Raw genomic sequence first — 18,798 nt, 5'->3', positions numbered from 1 at the left:
GCTTGTAATGAGCTATTGTCATTTCACTGCAGTACAGGTTAAAGAAATTATCGAAAATAGTGTAAGCAAGCCAACCGCAAAGTTGCTGTTCCTGGTGAAGACAGTGAGGCCATGATGTCGGACATATCAGTGTATGGAGGTATTGTGAATGCTTACAAAGCCGTTCAATTAGCTGATGAAAAAACAAATCGGCTCGCAAAAAAATCCGAAATCGAAATCCAAAAAAAGAAGTAGCATACTTGCTTTTCAAATAATTAAACTACCTTAATGGTAGCTTTTTTTTTTGTGGACCAGCTATGGTGCTACTATCAGCTTCGTTGCCACGCTCGGTTTATCGTGTCCCGATTATACATCAACAAAATAGTCGCCGCTAAATCATGAAAAATACAATTCACCATTAACCATTGACTATTGACCTACTCACACATCATATTCTTATTTTCGGTGCAGGAAGATCAGCCACAGTTTTAATAAGCCATCTTATCTCCCAATCAGCAAAAAATGATTGGTTAGTAACGGTAGTAGATGCAGATATACAATTAGCTCGATCAAAATAAAAAACCACCCCAATGCAAGAGCTCTTTCCTTTAATATCAATAATAATGAGGAAAGAAAACAAGCAATACAAAGTGCTGACATTATAATTTCTATGTTGCCACCAAATCTGCATCATTTAGTAGCGTATGATTGTGTGGCTTGTAAGAAAAAATTTACTGACGGCCTCTTACCTCGATGAAAAAGTAAAAGCACTTGATAATGATATTAAGCAAAACGGGCTTTTTTTTATGCGAAATGGGGCTCGATCCGGGAATAGATCATATGAGTGCCATGCTGCTGATCGATAATATTCATGCAGAAGGTGGAGCGATCACCAGTTTTAAGTCTCATTGGTGGAGGTTTAATAGCACCTGAAAATGATGATAATCCCTGGCATTATAAAAATAACATGGAACCCCGCCAATGTTGTAAATGCAGGAAAAACAGGTGCCTCTTTTAAGCAGAATGGGAATTTTAAAAACATTGTTTACCCCGACATATTTAAAAATTGCGACGAAGTGTTGGTTCCTGGTTTAGGCCAATATGCCTTTTATCCCAATCGTGATTCTTCTGCTTACGCAACATTGTATGGACTTGAAGAAGCAGATACATTTATCAGAACAACACTCAGGCATCCTGATTTTTGCAAAAGGATGGTACAATATTGCCAAAGCAGGATTGACAGACGTTTCAATATTGCCAGATTTTGAGAATATGCGGTCTGTAGATTGGCTTATCTATTCTTTAAAGCGTTTCGCACAAGTGAACAGTTTTTCAGGTTTTCTTGCCCAAAGTGTTGAGCCAGCTGACCAGGAACTCATTAAACAGCTGTTTTCATACTTAGGCATTGACGATGAAATAATAATTCCCAAGTCCGTATCCTCGTCTTCGGCAACAATTCTTCAACATCTTTTGGAAACAAAGCTGAAGTTGAATAAGCATGATAAAGACATGATCGTAATGCTGCACGAAATTGACTATAAATTGAATAATACAAAAAAATCAATAAAAAGCTGTATGATTGTGAAAGGTGATGAAGATCAAAATACAGCCATGGCCAAAACAGTAGGATTCCCATTAGCCATTGCTACCGAATTGATAATCAAAAACAAAATAAACATTACAGGCCTTCATATACCCATAATAAAGGAGGTATATGACCCGGTTTTAACGAAATTAAAAAAAACAGAATTCAGTTCGAAGAAATATAAACATGCCAGGTTTAAGCTAAAATTAATTAAACGAAAGCCTTCTTTTTGTTACATCGAAATAAACCATAACAATTTAATTGCTTCACTTATATTTGCAACCTTGCCAAAATAGACAGGATTTATAATTATATGCAACACATCATTTATCTGGTTCCCGTGATGGCCATCATTGGCTTACTGTACACGTATTTTTAAATTTAAGTGGGTTTCGAAGCAAGATGCCGGTACACCGAGAATGAAAGAGATCAGCAACTATATTAGTGTAGGTGCTATGGCTTTTCTAAAAGCAGAATGGAAAATATTGGCATATTTCGTAATAGTAGTTGGTATATTGCTGGCGGTATTAGCACAAACAAATCCACATTCACATTGGCTTATTTCTGTAGCGTTTGTGATAGGTGCAGTTCTAAGTGCACTGGCCGGTTATATAGGAATGCGTTCTGCCACCTTAGCAAATGTGCGTACAGCGCACGCAGCACGAAGCAGCTTAAAAAAAGCATTAAATGTTTCATTTGGCGGTGGTGCTGTTATGGGCGTTGGTGTTGCGGGCATGGCAGTTTAGGCCTGGGCGGGCTGTACATCATATTCCAAACATTATTTCGCTCGGGTGCATCTTTAAACTCTGCAGAAATGATCCAGACCATTGAGGTATTGACTGGGTTTTCTCTCGGAGCAGAATCAATTGCATTATTGCTCGTGTTGGTGGAATTATTTATACCAAGGCTGCTGATGTAGAGCGCTGATTTGGTAGGAAAAGTTGAAGCCGGTATACCGGAAGATGATCCTCGCAACCCCTGCAACTATTGCTGATAATGTGGGCGACAATGTAGGAGATGTAGCAGGAATGGGTGCTGATTTATTCGGTTCTTATGTCGCTACTGTTCTCGCAACAATTGTATTAGGGCAACAGATCAATATATTAAAGCGCAAACGATGCCTTAGAAGGGTTCTCTCTATTATATTACCCATGCTGATTGCTGGTGTTGGAATATTACTTTCTATAATTGGTACATTGTTCGTTAGGATCAAGTGAGACTGCAAGTATTACAACTCAAACCGTTCAGAAGGCTTTGAACATGGGCAATTGGGGATCAATGATACTTACAGGCTTTTAGCATCTGTATAGGTCTTGTACTTTGGCTATTACCGGATCAAAATGGAACTGCGAAGGTTTTGTCTTTACAAAATATGGTGTATTAGGCGCGATTGGCGTAGGTTTACTGGTTGGTGCGCTAATAGCATCATCACTGAATACTACACTGCGATGAGCCAAGCGCCCTGTAAACAGGATCATTAAAAAATCTTCAACCGGCCACGCAACTAATGTAATTGGAGGTTTGGCTCTCGGTATGGAGTCAACTTTCTTACCCATTCTTGTTTTGGCTGGTGGTATTTGGGGCTCGTTTGCCTGTGCCGGTTTTATATGGCGTTGCCATTGCGGCGCAACGATGATAAGCTACAACAGCTATGCAATTAGCGATTGACGCTTTTTGGACCAATAGCAGATAACGCTGGCGGTATTGCAGAAATGAGCGAACTGCCAAAAAGACGTACGTGAAAAAACAGACGTACTGGATGCAGTTGGAAACACTACGGCTGCTGGAAAAAGCTTCGCCATCGCTTCGGCAGCGTTAACTACACTTGCTTTATTTGCTGCCTTTGTTGGTGTTGCGGGTATTGATGGAATTGATATTTACAAAGCTAATGTACTGGCCTGCTTATTTGTTGGCGCTATGATTCCGTTCCTGTTTTCAGCTTTGGCCATTCGTGCTGTAGGTGAAGCCGCAATGGCGATGGTGGAAGAAGTGAAGCGGCAATTCCGAACTATTCCCGGAATTATGGAAGGTACCGGAAAACCCGAATATGATAAAGTAATGTTGAAATATCTACCGAAGCATCTATTAAAAGATGATCGTTCCAGGACTATAGCTATTATTTCTCCCTTTGGTAATGGGGTTTCTTTTGAGCCTCGGCGCTGAAGCGCTTGGAGGCTTCCTGGCTGGTGCCACTGTTAGTGGTGTATTATTGGGAATGTTTCAAAATAATGCCCTGCGGTGCGTGGGATAATGCGAAAAAATCTTTCGAAAAAGGTGTCGAAATTAATGGCGTCATGTATTACAAACTCTGAACCATATAAAGCATCAGTTACAGGTGACACAGTTGGTGATCCATTAAAAGATACATCAGGCCCGTCGATAATATCCTGATCAAACTAATGTCGATCGTTTCTTTAGTTATCGCGCCTACTTTAGCTCAATTAGCCGCTCCAGAAGCATCCGAAGTAACTGTAGGCCCAAAAACCTGTTGTTAAAAACGTGGTACAAACTACTGGTGATGATCAAAAAAAGCTTATTATTTAAAACAGTAACTATTTCAGGTAATCATAATATTGTTAAAGGCTGTCAATTATGGACAGCCTTTATTTTTACAATAAAAAAAATCTCCCGCTTTGCAACGGGAGATTAAATAAGTATTTATAAAAACGATAGATTACAACGTTAAAATGCCCCAACCATCCCTGTATTCTCTCTTCACAAATTGGTTGGGGCAACATCAAAGTTGGTAACCTTCATATTCTCGGCATCCCACAGTAATTTTTTTACGACCAGTAAATGGATCTTTACCCCATCCGGACAGTTGGATCCATATACATCGCACTTTTCTAATGGCCAGATTACCCACATTAAAAGGCTGCAGTGAACGGACCCGCATATTCAAACGGAGAGCTGGTTTCACCTTTTCCATAACTTCAACTATACAGGCGTTTACCCACCTGCAAATAATGCCCTTCGGGTACGCGCTTTAAAGTTGCCTTAGGCATTGTTGTTTCCTTCATCACCTTTGTTGGTAACAACCGTGGCTTAGCACCATAACAATCCATCAACAATTTGCCTTTTTGTTCCAACAAATAAGCAACCGCCATCCCAGTTGCCCAGTTCTTCGTCTGCTAATAACTCTTCTGGCCTTTGAGGCAATAAACCTCCATCATACCAGGATATCGTTTATTTTTCCTTTTTTATCTAATCTTGGATATACCAGGTGAATGATGAAGAGAAGTTGGACAACTAAAATTATTATTGGCAAGTTGGTTCATACCTGTCCACTGATTGGCGATACTACACTCTGCAGATTCGGGATATAAAATCGGTAGAATACGATATATCGGATCCATAATATGACAAGCCATATCGCCTAATGCACCTGTTCCATAAGCCCAGAAACCGCGCCAGTTAAAGGGTACATAAGCCGGTTGTAATCATCGGCTTTCGCAGTGCCTTGCCAAAGATTCCAGTCAAGTTCTTTCGGTATAGGATGGTTGCCTGTAGGCTTTGGAACACCCTGTGGCCATATCGGGCGATTAGTCCAGGCGTGCACTTCATAAACATCTCCAATTATACCTGCTTCGCAAATTTCTTTTGATTGTCTAACTCCATCTCCAGAAGCGCCCTGGTTACCCATTTGAGTAACTACTTTATATTTTTTAGCAGCTTGTGCCAAAATACGCGCCTCATAAATATCATGCGTTAAAGGTTTTGCGTGTACACATGTTTCCCTAATTGCATGGCAGCTAAAAGTGGCTACAGCATGAGTATGATCAGGCGTACTAATGGTACATGCATCAATATTGTTTTTTTCTTTTTGTAGCATTTCTCTGAAGTCCTTGTAATAATTTGCTTTGGGAAACTTCTTACGAGAATTAACAACCTGCCTGTCGTCTACATCACACAAGGCTACAATATTTACATGGGGGCTTTTTGCCATTTCGGCTATATCGCTTTCCCCTTTGCCGCCTGCGCCAATACCGGCTATGTTCAATTTATCGCTGGGTGCCACAAAGCCACGCCTTCCAAGCACACTTCTTGGCACAATGGTTACACCGGCTCCAACTACGGCTGCATTCCTGATAAAATTTCTACGAGAATTGAAAAGATTTTTTTCATACTGCGTGTAAAGTTGATAAATAAATAAAATTCGATTTTAAAAATACCACTATTAGTTGTTATTGTCGTTGTTCATCCACTACCCTGCTTTTAAGGTCACTTACAAATGTAACTTCCACATTAAAATTTAGAGGAGCGTAATAATCCTGTATTATTTTTCTTATTTTCTCTTTCGATTGTTGTTGATAACCCGTGTTGGCTTCAAGTTGAGCTTTTAGATTGCGTATACAGCTTCTGCATCAGTTTATTGTAAGCTTCCTCGTCGCTTGTTTCAAAAAAAAAAAAAAAAAAAACCTTTGCGGGATGCGGCACTTGATCTATTCAAAAGTTCATAGCTAAGCAGCTTGGGTTGGGTAAAACGATATATACTTGCTTATTCTTTTCTTCAATATTTATTTTCTGATTATTCAGATTGATACCATATTTTGCAACGTAAGGTACTGAAATATTAAAGGTTCTTTCCATAAACAATTTCTTAAAATTGTCAGAGACACTACCATCGTCTTTTATATTACTGCTTTTAATACTCGCATTGCCCTGAACTTCCAAAGCCGAAAGTTCAGCGATCTGCTTGATCAAAACATCGTTCATTACTACATTGTCGACTGTTTTCGAGGCACTCTCCTTCTTTCCAAGAAAATAAGCAAACAAAGCAATGATAATAATCAATAAGAACACAAAAAATAACGAAGACCTGCTTGCACATTAACTCCTGATTGTTCCCCAAAGTTTAATGATTATGATCATTTTGCCAAAATTTTAAAATAGATTTTGCATTTTTATTTCATCGTTGTATCATTGTATCTTTAATTCTCGAAAAAAATAACTTTGCTAAATGGCCGATTTACAAATTAAAAAAGCAACCAAAAGTACGACGTAGTGATAGTAGGATCTGGAGCTGGAGCGGAATGGCTGCTACGTACTTGCTAATGCAGGATTGAGTGTATGTATGTTGAAGCTGGTCCCATGTAATGATCCTCAAAAAGAAATTTTCCAGTTAAAAAATCCATGGATTCGCCCGTCGCGGACGCGCGCCACGCAAATACAGGCTATTCCGGAGATTTTGATGCCTGCTATGGTGGATGGGAATCGAAGGTGAGCCCTACGCGCTTCCTGAACGGAATGGGAATGGTTTAGAGCACGAATGCTTGGTGGCCGAACAAACCACTGGGGGCGCATTTCTCCTCCGATTTGGCCCCAAAAAGATTTTAAAGGTTACAGTAATGACGGTGTGGTGCAGACTGGCCTAAGCTTTTGTAAAAACCGTTCGTGAGTTTTATAAAAAAGATTATGATACCTCAGATATAAGAACAGGAATTGTAGCCGCGATTAGTGTTCGCGTGGTGGAACCTGTTTTTGAAAGTCAGACCAAAACAAAATTGGGTTCACAAAATGTAGACATCAATGGCCCAAGTATGCGACAGTTCGTGGGTGATTTTATTTCCCGCGAATTAGATAATTACCTGCATAAAAATCCAACAATTGCTGATGCGTTGAAGAAGCGTATTGAACAAAGCGAGCGTGAAAGAAAAGATCTTGCAGGTATAAAAAAGCTGGCCAACGAGCGTGCTAAAAAAGCCAATCTTCACAATAAAAAATTGCGCGATTGCCGTTATCATTTAAACGAAGAACCTCCTGCAAAGAATAAAGAAGAGATCATTGCAAAGCAAGCGGAAACAACCATTTTTATAACGGAAGGAGACAGTGCCAGCGGTTCTATCACCAAAGCAAGAAACGTTGAAACGCAGGCTGTATTTAGCTTGCGTGGTAAACCTTTAAACTGTTTCGGTCTTACCAAAAAAGTTGTGTATGAAAATGAAGAGTTTAATTTATTGCAACATGCACTAAATATTGAAGAAGGAATGGATGGTTTGCGTTTCAATAATATTGTAATTGCAACCGATGCCGATGTGGATGGGATGCACATTCGCCTGCTCATTATGACCTTCTTTTTGCAATTTTTCCCGGATTTGGTAAAGCAGGAAAAAGTGTATGTGTTAGATACGCCTTTGTTCCGCGTGCGCGATAAAAAAGAAACAATTTATTGCTACAGCGAAACAGAAAAAAAGACGGCTATGAAAAAATTATCGGGCAAGCCGGAAGTAACGCGCTTTAAAGGTTTGGGAGAAATTAGTCCCGATGAGTTTGCCCAGTTTATTGGAGCCGACATGCGCAAGCAATTGATGCGATTGGAACACGGCGATCATATTCAGCAATTGTTGGAATATTACATGGGTAAAAACACAATGGAGCGGCAGGAATTTATTATCAATAATCTGGTTGTTGAAATTGATAAGGAAGAAGATATTGCAGCTGCTGAATCGCAGGAGGTTGCTGAACAAGCTGTGGCATAGTTGACAAGTATGCTTGTCATGGTGAGCTTGCCGAACCATCTGTTAAATAAAAAATAAATCAATTTTCTTTGAATAAATTAGACCTGATACGAAAGTCAAAATCGCTTTTTATGAAATGGAACCTGCACCATATTGCAGGTTCGTTGGAAGGAGGTTTGTTGAATTTAGCTTACATGAGCAAGCTAAGCAAGTGGCGCAATGACAATGCAGTTACTGGCTACAACGACTGGTATCAGCAAAGCTGGGATTACAGCAGGCGGATCAATTTATATAAAAGCGTATTAGAAAAACAAGGCCTGGCACAGGTTCCGATCGATTACATAGAATTTGGTGTTTCTTCCGGCTCTTCCTTTCGTTGGTGGCTGCAACATCAACAGCACGAAGCTTCCAATTTTTTTGGGTTCGACACATTTGAAGGCTTACCCGAGGCATTTGGCCCATTTGGTAAAGGGGAAATGGCCGCATCACTTGAATCGATAGGGGTTACCGACCCACGCGCCACATTTTACAAAGGATTGTTTCAGGACACTTTGATCCCTTTTCTGGATCAGTACAAAAGCGAAAACCGAAAACTGATTCACATGGATGCGGATTTATTTTCTGCAACCATATTTGCTTTATCTCAGCTGTACAGATTTTTGAACGATGGTGATATTATTATGTTCGACGAGTTTGCCGTGCCAACGCATGAATTCCGTGCATTTCAAATATTTGCGGATAGTTTTTATATAAACTATGAAGTGATTGCGGCTGCTAATAATTATTTGTTTCTGGCGGTAAAAATCAGAAAGGATTAATTTGGTGACCAACTGACGAACAAATGGCGTCGGTCTTGTGTCACTCACTTCAACTGATGAATATAACTGAGCCTATTAATTCTCGGCAAATATTAGAAATTTAAAATTTAAGATTAGAAATTTAAGGATGATACATATTGTTTTTAACGAAGCAGAAATTGAATTAATGCAAAAAGTGCAGGAGCTGGATGAAAGCCTTGCCGGTAGCGTTATACAAATTAAAGATGATTATGCAGTAGGGCCTGTTGCCGGCATTTACGAAACAGAAGGCTACCAACAGCGCAGGGATTGGTGGAATCAGTTGCTGGAAAATTCGCCTTACAAAGAGCAGTCTGATTTGGTTGATGATAAACTGACGGTTCACAATCTGATTAAAGCACTTCAGGAAAATAAAGAAGAAGAAGCGTGGATATGGATGGGGCAAAATCAGCATGATGTGTGCGGATATTATTGGCTAATGCCACAACTGCGCGAATTTCAGGGAAGGGTGCATGTGTTATACATGAACAATCTTCCGTTCATCAATGAAAAAGGACAAATATTTTATCCTTCATGGTTGAGCGAAATTCAACCATCAGAATTTTTGAAAGCAAAAAAATTAGCAAGACCTATTACGTTGAGCGAGTACGAAGTTGACCCGGATGAATGGAACAAGCTGACTCAGGAAAATGCGATGGTAAGGATATTAGAAGGTGGCAAAAAAATCGTTAGTAAGGGTAACGATTTTTATGATGCAGAAATTCTAAAAAATATAACCGGTGAATGGCAGAAAGCATCGCGGGTATTACAAAACACGTTAAACCGCATGAAGGTTAAAACCGGCGATGTGTTTTTAATGTGGCGTATAAAAATCTTAATACAGAAAGGCGAAGTCATCACAGAAGGAGACATTAATAAAGACTGGAAATCTTTTGATATAAAACTGGCTGGTGCTTTGAAGCAGTCAGGAGCAAATACTGCTGAAGTGCAAACGGAACAATAATGTGGCAAGACTTCCGAGGTTTTTAAAACCTCGGAGGTCTTGAAAAGGCAACTATATAAATGAAGCTATTATTAAAATTAGAGGAATTGGCGATGCTTTTATTAAGCATCTTTCTTTTATGGAATAGCGATGCGCCATGGTTCTGGTATTTGTTGTTATTGTTAGGGCCAGACATAAGCATGCTCGGCTACCTGATTAATAACAAAGTTGGTGCATTTTTGTATAACTTTTTTCATCATAAGGGAATTGCGATCATTATTTTTTTGACTGGCATTTATTTGAGCAATGGACTGGCCCAGCAAATCGGCGTTGTATTATTCGGTCACGCGTCATTTGACAGGATAGCTGGGTATGGATTAAAGTATGAAAAAGGTTTTGGCTTTACGCATTTGGGAGAGATTGGCAAGGGGAAAGGCAAGTAGGTTAATGGCGAGTAACTGGTAGGCAAATAGCAATAATAAGCGATAGCTTGAAAAGTTAAAGATAGTTTAATGTGGTTGTAAAGAAAGACGAATAAGACTTGGGCGCAGCCCCGAAGGGGCTGAATGTTAATGGCCGGATGCGAAGCTTCTGGTTGCGAAGAATATGTAGGATGAGTAATGTACAACAGTACAAGAGTGCGACGCAAAATCGTTGAGTTATGTTGACTGATGATTCCACAATAATAAATATAAAAGGAAATAGTCGCCAAGAGGCGACAGCATATAAATGTGAAGCGAGGACGCTTCACGTAGCATAAAAATTGATTAATCATCATAATCAAATAAATCTTATAAATCAAGGTTCAGACAAATGAAAGAAGAAATTGTAGATAATATTGAACATAGTGATGGAAGTGGTTTGCAAGGCCAGTTTAAAACCTGGTTTCTGGATTATGCATCTTATGTAATATTGGAGCGTGCGGTACCGGCTATTGAAGATGGGCTGAAACCCGTGCAGCGCCGCATTCTGCATGCGATGAAGCAAATGGATGACGGGCGTTTGCATAAGGTTGCTAATATTGTGGGACAGACAATGTCATACCATCCGCATGGTGATATGAGCATAAGGGATGCGCTGGTGAATATGGGTCAAAAAGATTTGCTGATCGACACGCAGGGTAACTGGGGAAATGTGGAAACAGGCGATGATGCTGCAGCATCAAGGTATATTGAAGCGCGTTTGAGCAAGTTCGCGCTGGAAGTGGCTTTCAACGCTAAAACTACCGAGTGGGCATTAAGTTACGATGGCCGTAATAATGAGCCGGTTACACTTCCAATGAAGTTCCCGCTATTGTTAGCACACGGTGCGGAAGGTATTGCGGTAGGGCTTTCTACCAAAATATTACCACACAATTTTTGTGAGTTGATTGATGCGTCTATCAAATATTTAAAAGGTAAAAAGTTTGAGTTGTTCCCCGATTTTCAAACGGGTGGAATGATTGATGTAGCCGATTATAATCAGGGTAAACGTGGCGGTAAAGTAAAAGTGCGTGCCCACATTGAAGAAGCCGATAAGAAAACGCTGCTAATTAAAAGCGTGCCTTATGGCGTTACTACCGACCAAATGATCGAGTCGATAGTAAAAGCCAACGATCAGGGAAAGATAAAGATCAAAAAAGTTACAGATAACACGGCGGCAAATGTTGAAATACAAGTTGACCTTGCCGCAGGAATATCTTCTGACATTACCATTGATGCTTTGTACAAGTTCACAAATTGTGAGATTTCGATATCGCCTAATGCTTGTGTTATTGTAGAGCAGAAGCCGAGGTTTTTGACAGTTCAGGATTTACTAAAAATATCGGTTGATAATACTAAAGACTTGCTACAAAAAGAGCTGGAAATAAAACTGGCCGAGCTTAACGAAAAATGGCATTACACATCTTTAGAGAAAATATTTTTTGAAGAAAAGATATATAAAGAACTTGAAAAGAAGCATGATACATGGGATAAAGTAATAGCCGCAATTGACAAGGCTTTTGATCCCTTTAAAAAGAAATTAAAACGAGATGTAACTCGTGAGGATATTTTAAAATTAACTGAAAAGCCTGTTCGCCGTATCTACCGTTTGGACATTGATGAACTGAATGAACAGATCAAAGGATTGGAAAGTGAAATCAAAGGTGTTAAACACGATTTGGCGCACCTGGTAGAATATGCGATTACTTATTTTGAAAACCTGTTGAAGAAATTTGGCAAAGGCCGCGAACGTAAAACAGAGATTAAACAATTTGAGATTATTGAGGCGAAGCATGTAACGATTGCTAATACTAAATTGTACGCTGATCGCTCGGGAGGCTTTATTGGTACGGGTTTGAAGAAAGATGAATTGCTGTTTGAATGTTCTGACCTGGATGATATTATTGTGTTTACCAAGCGTGGCATTATGAAGGTGATTAAAATCTCAGATAAAACTTTTGTGGGTAAAGATATTATTCATGTTGCGGTGTTTCTAAAAGGTGATGAACGAACTACTTACAATATGATATATGCAGATGGTAAGACGGGCGTTAGTTATGCCAAAAGATTTAATGTTACAGGTATTACCAGAGACAAAGTATATGATCTTACAAAGGGAGATGAAAAAAGTAAGGTTCATTATTTTACAGTAAATCCAAACGGTGAGGCGGAAGTTGTGAAAATTATTTTGAGTCCTAATAGTTCGGCGCGTATTAAGGAGCTGGACTTTTATTTTGAAGAGTTGGCTATTAAAGGCCGCAGCAGCATGGGGAATCAGGTTTCTAAATATGCCATTAAATCGGTGAAGTTTAAAGAAGCAGGCCGCGCCACTTTAAGCGGTAAAAAGCTTTGGTTTGATGATAAGTTCGGACGTTTAAACACAGATGAGAAAGGCGGTTATTTAGGCATGTTTGAGCCGGCCGACCAGTTGCTGGTAATTTACAGCGACGGGCATTACGAAATAACTGATCAGGAAATGACGCAGAAATTCGATCCAGAAAAAGTATTATTGATAGAACGTTACGATTCTGAAAGAATCGTTACTGCGGTTTATGCAGATATGAAGCAACTGCAATTCAATGTAAAACGTTTTAAAATAGAAACAACCACACTTCGGAATAAATTTTTGTTTATTAAAGAGGGCGATGGTAATTATTTGGAATGTGTTACAACGTCGGCTGAGCCTGTATTGCAGGTGCAAAGTGGGCGTGGGGACCAAGTGCATAGTGCGAAGTTTAAACTGGCCAAAGTAACCGATGTAATGGGCTGGAAAGCAGTAGGGGCGAAGCTTACTGATTTTACCAAAAGCGTTGTAATGGAATGGGTTGAAACAAAAGATAGCGAGTCGCCACAGCAGGAATTATTTTAAGAATTTGACAGATGAGAGATGACAGTTGACAGTATCGATGGCTAATGGTCTATCGAACATGAACCATCAACCATGAACTATCATTCAAATAAAATATCTTTATACGATGTTTGAATATTGGGAAATAACGGATTTATATAAAGCTTTGATATCACTTGGAGCAGGTATCGTTTTGGGGCTTGAAAGAGAGTTGAAGGACAAGGCTGCAGGTCTGAAGACGATCACACTAATTTGTATTGGCTCCTGCCTGTTCTCGATTTTATCAATAAAAATTGGTAATGAATATACCGATGCGGCCCGTATTGCTTCGTATATTGTAAGTGGTATTGGCTTTTTGGGTGCAGGTGTTATTTTTAAGGATGGCATTACTGTTTCGGGGCTTACAACTGCCAGCGTTATATGGGTTGCTGCTGCTGTTGGTATGGCGGTTGGTTTTGGAGAAGTGTGGTTGGCTATAACATTTTTGTGTCTGGCTTTATTGATGACCTATTTTGGGAGTTGGTTCAATAAGATCTTTCCGAGTGCTAAATTAAGCAGGCTGTTAATGATCTGCATTGATAAAGACCTTGCATCTCACAGGGATGAGATAATTCAGGGTATTGGCCGCTTTGCCAGTAAGTTTGAAGAGCGTAAGTTTAAAGTGAAGGACGAAAAAGTGTATATATTTCTGGATGTAACGATCAGAACCAAAAAACTGTTGCAGTTGGAAGATTACCTCATTGGGAAAGAGGAAATTATAGAGTTTGAATTATAAGTCAATCTAAAAATATCTTTGATAACCTACACCATATGTAAGAATCAGGTTTTCTTTTTCCGTTCGGCTGTTCTTATTATATATCAACCTTGTATTTAAATTAAGTCCTTTCCATAGCTGGTATGTAAATTCCGAATCACTGGATATGGTATGATCACTGATATATTCTAAGGAAGGTTGAAAAAGGTTTCCGGTTTTGAAAGTGAAGCGATCCCCAAGCTTAAACATAAACTGTACGCGCAAAGAGTTTCTTATTGTTTGGTAGTTGATGGTGGTTGTATCGCCTTGTATAATCCTGCTTAATTCACCAATAAATCCGTTGCTTACATTCAACCATAAATCTGGTTTATTCAAAAAATTATACGCAACACCAATGCCTGCCTGACCCTGATGTTTAATGTTCAGCGAGTAGCTGGTTGTGTAATTTAATATTCCCCAATAATAAAATTCTGGAAAATGCCTGTACAGGTTTACGTTGCTTGAAAGAGTAAAGTCGTTATTGGTAAGCCTGTCCGGCGACATGCCGTAGATCCAGGTACCGGTAGAGTTTAATTGAGTTCGCTTCTTTTTAATACTGTATTGTACATTATTATTGAAAAGATAGTTTGCACCGTCTTTTGTTTTATTGATAGAACCTCCGGATGCTAATTTCAAAAATTTTGTTGTACTGTCTGTAAACTGCGCCTGAAGCGCTGCCGGAAATAAAAGTCCTGTAAGAATAATTGTTATTAAAAACTTCATTTTATGCTGTCAGTATTGCCAGACAAAGGAAGTTGAAGTTATGCGCAACGGTGTTACTTAAGAAAGCGTTTCATTTCGCGTTCTACATCTTTTTGTTTGATGCTTTCACGTTTGTCGTAAAGTTTTTTTCCTTTGCCGAGGCCTATTTCTATTTTGATAAAATTTCGGTCGTTCATGAAGATTTTAAGAGGCACCAATGTGTAGCCCTTTTCCTTCAATTTTGCCTGGATCTTTCTGATTTCTCTTTTTTGAAGTAATAGTTTTCTATCCCTGTCCGGGTCATGGTTATTGACCGTTCCGTGAGAATAAGGAGAAATATGAAGGCTTTTCAACCAAAGCTCTCCTTTATGTATGATGCAATAGCTATCATTGAAACTGCCGCGGCCTTCACGCAGCGACTTTACTTCGGTACCCAACAATACCATACCAGCCACATAAGTATCATCTATAAAATACTCATGAAAGGCGGAACGATTTTTTATGGAGATGGTGGGAGAAGCCAATGATTAATTATAAATGTAAAATATTAAAAGGTAAAAATGCTGACGCTGGTTTTGTCCGGATATATTCAACAGCACAAGAGTGCGACGCAATACCGACGCCATCTGCACTACAGCCGGGACAATAATTAATTTCTGAATAACCTGATTACTGTGCCGATTCGTTCTTTCAGATCTTTTCTGTTAACGATGAAATCAAGAAAGCCATGCTCCAGCAAAAATTCGCTTCGCTGAAAACCGTCAGGAAGATCTTTTTAATGGTTTCTTTGATAACGCGAGGACCGGCAAAGCCAATAAGAGCGCCGGGTTCAGCAATATTCAAATCGCCCAGCATAGCGAATGAGGCGGAAACACCGCCAAAAGTTGGATCGGTAAGCAATGATATATAAGGCAACTTAGCGTCGCTTAATTGAGACAGTTTGCCGCTGGTTTTAGCCATTTGCATTAACGAAAATGCGCTTTCCATCATACGTGCACCGCCACTTTTATTGATCATCATATAGGGTAGCTTATGCTTGATGCAATAGTCTACCGCCCGTGCAAATTTCTCTCCCATCACACTTCCTAAAGAGCCGCCGATAAACTCAAAATCCATAGCGGCGATCACGATCTTCTCACCATCTACTTTGCCAACAGCCACTCTAACGGAATCATTCAAACTAGTATTAGACCAAATGTCTTCCAACCTTTTTTTATAAGGTTTAAGATCTGTAAAGCCAAGCAGGTCTTTACTTTTAATATTAGTAAATAACTCTTCGTATTCGTTATTATCAAAAAGAACCTCGTAATATTGAAAACTGTTCAGCCGGTGGTGATACTCACATTTAGGGCATACATAAAGCTGCTCTTTCAACTCTGCAAAAGTGGATATATAGTTGCACTCCGGACATTTGGTCCAAAGTCCTTCCTGCGTTTCTTTCTTTTCCGATGTCTTTGTTAATATGCCTTTTTTGATCCTGCGGAACCAACCTGTTTTCTGATCTTTCCCTTGTTCCCCGGCCAAATCGGCGTCAAAATCTTCTATCTCCTCAGCCATAAGTAGATAAATATTTTTTTAGATAAGGTACAAATATAAGGATTGTTTAGGGAAAGTTGACAGATGGCAGATGATAGATGATAGTGTTGAAAAGCGAAATTATTTACATCTATTTAAAAGCGATTATTTTGGCAATTGGTATGTTAGAAAATCCCAATTTAAATATGGCAAACGTCGAATATTCTGTCATCTGTCAACCGTCATCTGTCAACTACCAACTTTCCTACAACTACTCATACCTCAGCGCTTCTATCGGATTCAGTTTTCCTGCTTTAACGGCGGGGTATAATCCTGCCAGCAACCCAACGGCGCTGCATATTAAAATTCCATATAAAACCCAATTCCAGGGAACTACAAACCCTGTCCCCAAAACGATGGCAAAACTGTTGCCAACAAGCACACCCAATATAATTCCGAATATGGCACCCAAAACGCTGATAATAACAGCTTCCAACAAAAACTGTTTTTTTACTACCGTGCTTTTCCCGCCGATGGCTTTAATAAGTCCCACTTCTTTAGTACGTTCTGCCACGCTTACCAGCATGATATTCATCAGACCTATTGCAGCTCCAAATAAAGTTACCAAACCAATAACCATAGCAGCTAATCGTAACCTACTGGTAACGTTCATTGCCTCTTCTACTCTGCTGTCGCTTTTGTCCAGCACAAAATTGCTTTCTTCCTTAATCCCGATTTTTCTAACCCCTCTAAATAATGCTTCGGCTTCACCCATTGCCTCATTCATTTTATTAATGTCATCAACTTTTATGGCCAACACATAAGATGCATTGCTTCCTGCAAAATTTTTAGCCATATTTCGGTAACCAATAATGGCCATATTATCCCGGCTAAAACCAAAAGTAGAACCCCGGCTATCCAAAACGCCTAACACAAGATAAGGAAGGTTGTTGATGCGGATACTTTTGCCAACAGCCTTATTGGGGGCCTCATCAAAAAATTTCTTTGCCACATCATAACCCAGTATGCAAACATTTTGTCCACTTCTAACTTCTTGTAAGGTTAAATTTCTCCCGCTTAAAATGGTATAGCCGTTCAGGTCAAGGTATTTTTCGTCGCCGCCAAACATCATCACATTGGGGCTTGTCTTTTTATCTGCAAAAGAAACCGTATTGCTGCGGTTGCCAAAAACAGAAACACCGGTAACTGCCCCGGGAAAATTATAATTGCTGATAAAATATTCGGCTTCGTCTTTAGTAATAAACCTGCCCAGGTTAGATTTCTTTTCTTTTTTCCTTTTTTAGAAACTTTAAGTTCATCGCCGCCGCCGCCAAAGCGGATGTTTCTTTCCTTAAACCGGATAGTAAAAGCATTAGCGCCCATGCTGGAAAAGCTTTCTGTAAACTTCTGGTTCATCGCTTTAATAGCAGTGATAATGCCAATCAGCGCCATGATGCCAAAAGCAATAATAGCCACTGTTAGCGCCGTACGCAAAGTGTTGCCTTTTACGGTACGAAAAGCAAGAAGAAAGGTGTCGCTGAATTTCATGCTAATTAAAACCTAAAGCATAAAGCTAAAGGCATAAAATAAGATACGCAAATTTTTATTGAGCCAGCAGAGGAATAGGTGGCGTCAGTGTTGCGTCGCACAGTTTATTTGTAGTGCTTATGGCAGCCTATAAATTCATCGCGAGTTGGCGAATCTAGATTTTTTGGATTAAGGGATTAACAGGATTATATTCTTTCTTTTAAGGCCTTACTTTTGATGTGTTATCATCTGAAACATGAGCATTATAAGTTTTTGAACCAGTCGGATTTAATTTTTACTTCTTCAACAAGTTCCACATTTACTCCCAAACGTAAATCTTTTAGTTTTTCAGCAAACTCATTACCGTCTATTAAGTCAATTTGTTTAGCACCGTCACGTTGAGCTTCTTTTTTAGCTTCTCTACTAAAACTTCCAGTTGTCATTATTAAACCTTTCTCTGCTCTTCCATCCATCGCGCCTCTAAAATCTCGAATGATAGAAGGCGATACAGTTCCTTGATATCTTTTAGCTTGAAAAACAACGTGAAAAGATAAGACTTCTCCTATTCGTATAATCCCTTTTCCGTCAATTCCTCCATCATTTGATTTTCCAGTTACTTCAACATTTACAAACCCAAGTTCTCTTAAAAGTCTTTGACAAAGTCTTTCAAATTGAGCAGGTTCAATGGTTCTGATTTTTTCTAACAGTTTGTCTTGCCAAGTAAATTCTTCAATTTCTTGTGGCTTGTCTTCAATTTTCGTATTCTCTATATCAGTTGACTTTACAACCCTTTCAAGTCTTTCTTCTTTATCTTTTTTTACTACAAATCTTTTTACTTCCTCTTTTTTTACTTCTGATATTTTTTGACCTTCTTCAGTTAAAGCCCAAACACCTCTTGATGAGTTTTCCAAAAGCCCGTATCGTTTTAAATAATTTCTTGCCCAAGCAAGTCTGTATGTGAGCTTTGTAGTACTTTCTCTATGAATTTCGTTAATTGCGTCTTCTGTTAAATTTAATACTTTGATTACTTCATCTTCAATTTCTGTAACAGAGCCAGAATCACCCAAATCTTTAAGGGCTTTTATTATCGGATTGAATAAATCGTCGTATTTATATTTGAAATATTTATCCATTTCTTTTCTCATGAGCCC

At 39.2% G+C, this 18,798-nt stretch carries 24 protein-coding genes and 3 pseudogenes; 16 read left to right on the top strand and 11 right to left on the bottom strand.

Annotated features, from left to right (window positions below):
* Positions 1–756: 756 nt before the first annotated feature.
* The 6 genes from MKP09_RS26485 (at position 757) to MKP09_RS16920 (ending at position 2,781) form a co-directional block, all read left to right on the top strand.
* Positions 757–912, top strand: coding sequence for a saccharopine dehydrogenase C-terminal domain-containing protein (locus MKP09_RS26485; RefSeq protein ID WP_262915451.1), 156 nt, complete (start codon positions 757–759; stop codon positions 910–912).
* Positions 913–914: 2 nt separating this feature from the next.
* Positions 915–1,247, top strand: coding sequence for a saccharopine dehydrogenase C-terminal domain-containing protein (locus MKP09_RS16940; RefSeq protein ID WP_262915450.1), 333 nt, complete (start codon positions 915–917; stop codon positions 1,245–1,247).
* The gene (locus MKP09_RS16935; RefSeq protein ID WP_240831527.1) at positions 1,216–1,860 is read left to right on the top strand and encodes a saccharopine dehydrogenase C-terminal domain-containing protein; all 645 of its coding nucleotides are present in this window, start codon (positions 1,216–1,218) and stop codon (positions 1,858–1,860) included. The genes MKP09_RS16940 and MKP09_RS16935 overlap by 32 nt, the downstream gene beginning before the upstream one ends.
* 123 nt (positions 1,861–1,983) lie before the next feature.
* Complete coding sequence (locus tag MKP09_RS16930) at positions 1,984–2,310, top strand: sodium/proton-translocating pyrophosphatase (protein WP_240831493.1); 327 nt, start codon at positions 1,984–1,986, stop codon at positions 2,308–2,310.
* A 182-nt stretch (positions 2,311–2,492) separates the two neighbouring features.
* Positions 2,493–2,558: a sodium/proton-translocating pyrophosphatase gene (locus tag MKP09_RS28300; RefSeq protein WP_240831526.1), complete on the top strand. Its 66-nt coding sequence runs from the start codon at positions 2,493–2,495 to the stop codon at positions 2,556–2,558.
* Positions 2,530–2,781: a sodium/proton-translocating pyrophosphatase gene (locus MKP09_RS16920; RefSeq protein ID WP_240831525.1), complete on the top strand. Its 252-nt coding sequence runs from the start codon at positions 2,530–2,532 to the stop codon at positions 2,779–2,781. The genes MKP09_RS28300 and MKP09_RS16920 overlap by 29 nt, the downstream gene beginning before the upstream one ends.
* A gap of 78 nt (positions 2,782–2,859) precedes the next feature.
* Here MKP09_RS16920 and MKP09_RS16915 read toward each other — a convergent pair whose 3' ends face one another.
* The gene (locus MKP09_RS16915) at positions 2,860–3,120 is read right to left on the bottom strand and encodes a hypothetical protein (protein ID WP_240831492.1); all 261 of its coding nucleotides are present in this window, start codon (positions 3,118–3,120) and stop codon (positions 2,860–2,862) included.
* On the opposite strand from MKP09_RS16915, the pseudogene MKP09_RS16910 reads away from it, so the two are divergent.
* Positions 3,038–3,727, top strand: a pseudogene (locus MKP09_RS16910) (sodium/proton-translocating pyrophosphatase). The gene MKP09_RS16915 and the pseudogene MKP09_RS16910 overlap by 83 nt on opposite strands.
* Positions 3,728–3,814: 87 nt before the next feature.
* Positions 3,815–3,955, top strand: a complete 141-nt coding sequence (locus MKP09_RS16905) for a sodium/proton-translocating pyrophosphatase (RefSeq protein ID WP_317235394.1) — start codon at positions 3,815–3,817, stop codon at positions 3,953–3,955.
* Positions 3,956–4,497: 542 nt separating this feature from the next.
* Here MKP09_RS16905 and MKP09_RS16900 read toward each other — a convergent pair.
* The 4 genes and pseudogenes from MKP09_RS16900 to MKP09_RS16885 form a co-directional block, all read right to left on the bottom strand.
* Positions 4,498–4,671, bottom strand: coding sequence for a hypothetical protein (locus MKP09_RS16900; RefSeq protein WP_240831491.1), 174 nt, complete (start codon positions 4,669–4,671; stop codon positions 4,498–4,500).
* 93 nt (positions 4,672–4,764) lie between these two features.
* Positions 4,765–4,941: pseudogene (locus MKP09_RS16895) on the bottom strand (hypothetical protein); the annotation flags it as partial.
* A complete protein-coding gene (locus tag MKP09_RS16890) occupies positions 4,941–5,615 on the bottom strand; it encodes a Gfo/Idh/MocA family protein (RefSeq protein ID WP_240831490.1) in 675 nt (224 codons plus the stop codon). The pseudogene MKP09_RS16895 and the gene MKP09_RS16890, both read right to left, overlap by 1 nt.
* A gap of 395 nt (positions 5,616–6,010) precedes the next feature.
* Complete coding sequence (locus MKP09_RS16885; protein WP_240831489.1) at positions 6,011–6,280, bottom strand: DUF4230 domain-containing protein; 270 nt, start codon at positions 6,278–6,280, stop codon at positions 6,011–6,013.
* A 417-nt stretch (positions 6,281–6,697) separates the two neighbouring features.
* On the opposite strand from MKP09_RS16885, the gene MKP09_RS26480 reads away from it, so the two are divergent.
* The 8 genes and pseudogenes from MKP09_RS26480 (at position 6,698) to MKP09_RS16855 (ending at position 13,885) form a co-directional block, all read left to right on the top strand.
* Positions 6,698–6,826 carry a hypothetical protein gene (locus tag MKP09_RS26480; RefSeq protein ID WP_262915448.1) on the top strand — a complete coding sequence of 43 codons (129 nt, stop codon included), beginning with the start codon at positions 6,698–6,700 and terminating at the stop codon, positions 6,824–6,826.
* Positions 6,827–6,981: 155 nt separating this feature from the next.
* Positions 6,982–7,668, top strand: a pseudogene (locus MKP09_RS28295) (toprim domain-containing protein); the annotation flags it as partial.
* A 96-nt stretch (positions 7,669–7,764) separates the two neighbouring features.
* Entirely contained in the window at positions 7,765–8,043 is a 279-nt protein-coding gene (locus MKP09_RS28290) for a hypothetical protein (protein WP_262915486.1), read from the top strand.
* Positions 8,044–8,111: 68 nt separating this feature from the next.
* Complete coding sequence (locus MKP09_RS16875; protein WP_240831488.1) at positions 8,112–8,840, top strand: TylF/MycF/NovP-related O-methyltransferase; 729 nt, start codon at positions 8,112–8,114, stop codon at positions 8,838–8,840.
* Positions 8,841–8,967: 127 nt separating this feature from the next.
* Positions 8,968–9,822: a DUF1835 domain-containing protein gene (locus MKP09_RS16870; protein ID WP_240831487.1), complete on the top strand. Its 855-nt coding sequence runs from the start codon at positions 8,968–8,970 to the stop codon at positions 9,820–9,822.
* A 59-nt stretch (positions 9,823–9,881) separates the two neighbouring features.
* The gene (locus MKP09_RS16865; protein WP_240831486.1) at positions 9,882–10,244 is read left to right on the top strand and encodes a DUF4260 domain-containing protein; all 363 of its coding nucleotides are present in this window, start codon (positions 9,882–9,884) and stop codon (positions 10,242–10,244) included.
* A 370-nt stretch (positions 10,245–10,614) separates the two neighbouring features.
* Complete coding sequence (locus tag MKP09_RS16860) at positions 10,615–13,131, top strand: DNA gyrase/topoisomerase IV subunit A (RefSeq protein WP_240831485.1); 2,517 nt, start codon at positions 10,615–10,617, stop codon at positions 13,129–13,131.
* Positions 13,132–13,237: 106 nt separating this feature from the next.
* A complete protein-coding gene (locus tag MKP09_RS16855; protein WP_240831484.1) occupies positions 13,238–13,885 on the top strand; it encodes an MgtC/SapB family protein in 648 nt (215 codons plus the stop codon).
* A 6-nt stretch (positions 13,886–13,891) separates the two neighbouring features.
* Here the strand turns inward: MKP09_RS16855 and MKP09_RS16850 are convergent, their stop codons facing one another.
* The 6 genes from MKP09_RS16850 to MKP09_RS16825 all read right to left on the bottom strand — a co-directional run bounded on the left by MKP09_RS16850 (position 13,892) and on the right by MKP09_RS16825 (position 18,792).
* Complete coding sequence (locus tag MKP09_RS16850; protein WP_240831483.1) at positions 13,892–14,626, bottom strand: DUF481 domain-containing protein; 735 nt, start codon at positions 14,624–14,626, stop codon at positions 13,892–13,894.
* Positions 14,627–14,679: 53 nt separating this feature from the next.
* Positions 14,680–15,129, bottom strand: a complete 450-nt coding sequence (gene smpB / locus MKP09_RS16845) for an SsrA-binding protein SmpB (protein WP_240831460.1) — start codon at positions 15,127–15,129, stop codon at positions 14,680–14,682.
* A 166-nt stretch (positions 15,130–15,295) separates the two neighbouring features.
* On the bottom strand, positions 15,296–16,162 hold the full coding sequence (locus tag MKP09_RS16840; protein ID WP_240831448.1) for an acetyl-CoA carboxylase carboxyltransferase subunit beta: 867 nt from the start codon (positions 16,160–16,162) through the stop codon (positions 15,296–15,298).
* A 229-nt stretch (positions 16,163–16,391) separates the two neighbouring features.
* A complete protein-coding gene (locus tag MKP09_RS27505) occupies positions 16,392–17,354 on the bottom strand; it encodes an ABC transporter permease (RefSeq protein WP_317235393.1) in 963 nt (320 codons plus the stop codon).
* Entirely contained in the window at positions 17,252–17,668 is a 417-nt protein-coding gene (locus MKP09_RS26460) for an ABC transporter permease (RefSeq protein WP_317235376.1), read from the bottom strand. The genes MKP09_RS27505 and MKP09_RS26460 overlap by 103 nt, the downstream gene beginning before the upstream one ends.
* A gap of 242 nt (positions 17,669–17,910) precedes the next feature.
* Positions 17,911–18,792, bottom strand: coding sequence for a restriction endonuclease (locus tag MKP09_RS16825; protein ID WP_240831445.1), 882 nt, complete (start codon positions 18,790–18,792; stop codon positions 17,911–17,913).
* Positions 18,793–18,798 lie beyond the last annotated feature (6 nt).

The organism is Paraniabella ginsengisoli (assembly GCF_022513635.1).
Classification (GTDB): domain Bacteria; phylum Bacteroidota; class Bacteroidia; order Chitinophagales; family Chitinophagaceae; genus Niabella; species Niabella ginsengisoli.
Note: the sequence above shows the minus strand (reverse complement) of the source record. Positions and strands in the feature narration are given on the sequence as shown.